1 protein-coding gene is annotated in these 3,775 nt (G+C 72.1%); it reads left to right on the top strand.

The window, feature by feature from the left end:
- On the top strand, positions 1–3,775 hold a 3,775-nt coding region (locus ABTY20_RS34920; RefSeq protein WP_502991960.1), incomplete at both ends, for a type I polyketide synthase.

Here is a 3,775-nt window from a genome sequence, read left to right on the forward strand (position 1 = left end):
CGGTGGTGATCGTGGGGATGGCGTGCCGTTACCCGGGTGGGGTGTCCTCGCCGGAGGACCTGTGGCGGCTGGTGTCCGACGGCGTCGACGCCGTGTCCGAGTTCCCGGTTGACCGCGGATGGGATGTCGAGTCCCTCTACAACCCGGACCGGAGTGTGCCCGGGACGACGTACACGCGCTCGGGCGGTTTCCTGCACGACGCCGGGGACTTCGACCCCGAGTTCTTCGGGATGAGCCCGCGGGAGGCGGTGGCGACGGACGCGCAGCAGCGTCTGCTGCTGGAGACGACCTGGGAGGCGATCGAGCGGGCCGGGATGGACCCGGTCTCGCTGCGGGGCAGCCGGACCGGCGTCTTCGCCGGCGTCATGTATCACGACTACGCCAACCTCCTGACAGGGCCCGAGTTCGAGGGTTACCAGGGGAGCGGCAGCGCGGGCAGTGTGGCGTCGGGTCGTGTGGCGTACACGTTCGGGTTCGAGGGTCCTGCGGTGACGGTGGACACGGCGTGTTCGTCGTCGTTGGTGGCGTTGCACTGGGCGGCGCAGGCGTTGCGTTCGGGTGAGTGCTCGCTGGCGGTGGCCGGTGGTGTGACGGTGATGTCGACGCCGATGACGTTCGTGGAGTTCTCGCGTCAGGGTGGGTTGTCGGCGGACGGCCGGTGCCGTTCGTTCGCGGATGCGGCCGACGGGGTCGGCTGGTCCGAGGGCGTGGGTGTGCTGGTGCTGGAGCGGTTGTCGGACGCGCGGCGTCATGGTCATCGGGTGCTGGCCGTGGTGCGGGGCAGTGCGGTCAACCAGGACGGTGCGTCGAACGGTCTGACGGCGCCGAACGGTCCGTCGCAGCAGCGGGTGATCCGGCAGGCGCTGGCCAGTGGGGGGCTGTCCGCCGGTGAGGTGGATGTGGTGGAGGCGCACGGCACGGGCACGACGCTGGGTGATCCGATCGAGGCGCAGGCGTTGATCGCCGCCTACGGTCAGGACCGGCCGGAGGGCCGGCCGTTGTGGCTGGGGTCGGTGAAGTCGAACATCGGGCACACGCAGGCTGCGGCGGGTGTGGCCGGTGTGATCAAGATGGTGATGGCGATGCGGCACGGTGAGCTGCCGCGCACCCTGCACGTGGATGCGCCGTCGTCGCACGTCGACTGGTCGGCGGGTGCGGTGGAGTTGCTGACCGAACCGGTGGAGTGGCCGGGCGAGGGACGCCCGCGCCGTGCGGGTGTGTCGTCCTTCGGCATCAGCGGCACCAACGCACACGTCATCCTCGAACAGCCCGACGCCGACATCGAGGGGGCGCCCGAGGCGGTGCGGGAACCCGAGACCGCCTCCGACATGGTGCCGTGGGTCCTCTCCGGAAAGAGTGAGGCCGCGCTGCGTGCGCAGGCCGAGCGGCTGCGGGAGTTCGTGGCGGCGGACGGCTCGGCGGTCCGTGGCGTGGACCTCGGGTTCGCGCTGGCCACGCAACGCTCCCTCTTCGACCACCGGGCTGTGGTGCTGGCGCAGGACAAGGCCACTGCCCTGGAGGCACTCGCCGCGGGTCTCCCGGACGCGGGCGTCGTGGAGGGCGTGGCCGACGGAGGTCGCACGGCGTTCCTGTTCTCGGGTCAGGGTTCGCAGCGGCTGGGCATGGGCCGTGAGCTGTACGGGCGTTTCCCGGTGTTCGCGGAGGCGTTCGACGCGGTGTGCGCGGGCCTGGACGAGCACCTCGACCGGCCGTTGCGTGAGGTCGTGTGGGGTGAGGACGAGGAGGCACTGAACCGGACCGCCTACGCCCAGGCCGGACTCTTCGCCCTGGAAGTGGCGCTGTACCGCCTGCTCGACGCCTGGGGCGTGCGCCCCGACTACGTCGCCGGCCACTCCATCGGTGAAATCGCGGCCGCGCATGTGGCGGGGGTGTTCTCCCTGGCGGACGCGTGTGCGCTGGTGGCCGCGCGGGGCCGGCTGATGCAGGCGCTGCCCGCCGGTGGTGCGATGGTGGCGGTGGAGGCGACGGAGGCGGAGGTGCTGCCGCACCTGACCGGTGAGGTGTCGGTCGCGGCCGTCAACGGTCCCACTTCCGTGGTGGTTTCGGGTGCCGAGGCCGCGGTGGAGGCGGTCGCCGGGGTGTTCCGCGGGCTGGGGCGCCGTACGACCCGGCTGCGGGTGTCGCACGCCTTCCACTCCCCGCTGATGGAACCGATGCTGGACGACTTCCGCACGGTCGCCGAGGAGTTGACGTTCAGCGAGCCCCGGCTGCCCCTGGTCTCCAACGTGTCGGGAAGTCTCGCCGCAGCCGGAGAACTCAGCATCCCCGCGTACTGGGTGACCCATGTCCGTGACGCCGTACGCTTCGCCGATGGAGTCCGTGTCCTGGCGGAGCAGGGCGTCACACGCTTCCTTGAACTCGGCCCGGACGGTGTGCTCAGCGGCATGGCCCGCGAGAGCGCCGGCGACGAGGCGCACCTGATCCCGCTGCTGCGCAAGGACCGCGCCGAGGAGACGGCGGCCCTCACCGCACTCGCCCGGCTGCACGTGTCCGGGGCCCGGGTGGACTGGGCCGCGTACTTCGACGGCACCGGCGCGCGGACCGTCGACCTGCCGACCTACGCCTTCCAACGACAGCGCTACTGGCCTGCGGGTGAATTGACCCGGGCGGGGGACGTGCGGTTCGCCGGGCTCGGTGCCGCCGAGCACCCGCTGCTGGGCGCGGCCGTCGAACTGGCCGGCACCGAGGGCTCGGACGGAATGGTGTTCACCGGCCGGCTGTCGCTCCAGTCCCATCCGTGGCTGGCCGACCACGAGGTGCAGGGCTCGGTCCTGGTGCCCGGCACGGCTCTGCTGGAGCTGGCCATCCGCGCCGCTGACGAGGTCGGCTGCAACACGGTCGAGGAACTGACCCTGTCGGCCCCGTTGGTGCTGCCCGCCCACGGTGGTGTTCACATCCAGGTGCGGGTCGGTACGCCCGACGCCGACGGCCGGTGCGTTCTGGGCGTACACGCGCGGGGCGAGGACGACGTCCAGGCCCCGTGGACCGTCCACGCCACCGGAACCCTGGCTCCCGCGGAATTCCCGACCGACATGCGGCCCGACTTCGACGCGTCCGTGTGGCCCCCGAAGGACGCCCGCGCGGTCGACGTGACGGACTGCTACGAGCGCTTGGCCGACGCCGGGTTCGCCTACGGCCCCGCGTTCCGCGGCCTTCGTGCCGCATGGCGTCGAGGCGACGAGCTGTTCGCCGAGGTCGCCCTCGACGAAGCGACGGACGGCAGCGCGTTCGGCCTTCACCCTGCCCTGTTCGACGCCGCCCTGCACGCCTTCGCGCTCGACGCCGACGGCCGCGGAGGAGTGCCGTTCTCCTGGGCCGGGGTGTCGTTGCACGCCTCCGGCGCCTCGGCCCTGCGGGTCCGGCTGACGCGGGACGCCGACGGCACCATGACCCTGGACCTGGCCGACCCGACGGGTGCTCCCGTCGCCTCGGTGGAATCCCTGGTCGTCCGCCCCTTGGCGGCCGGACAGCCCGGTGCTGCGACTCCTGGCTCTCTCTACCAGGTGGACTGGGTGCCGGCGCGGAGCACGAGGGTCGTCGAAGTGTTCCCGGAACCGGTGACGGTCTCGGGGGCGGCCGACCTCGAGGCACTGGCGGAGGGCGAGGTGCCGGCAACGGTGCTGGCCACCGTGCCCGGCACCGCGGACGGTGTCGTCGGGTCCGTGCACGATGCGGCCGTATGGGCGCTGGGGCTGGTGCGGTCGTGGCTGGCGGAGGAGCGGTGCGCGGAGTCGCGTCTGGTGTTCGTCACACG

The organism is Streptomyces sp. NPDC126497, from assembly GCF_040302425.1.
In the GTDB taxonomy this organism is placed as follows: Bacteria; Actinomycetota; Actinomycetes; order Streptomycetales; family Streptomycetaceae; genus Streptomyces.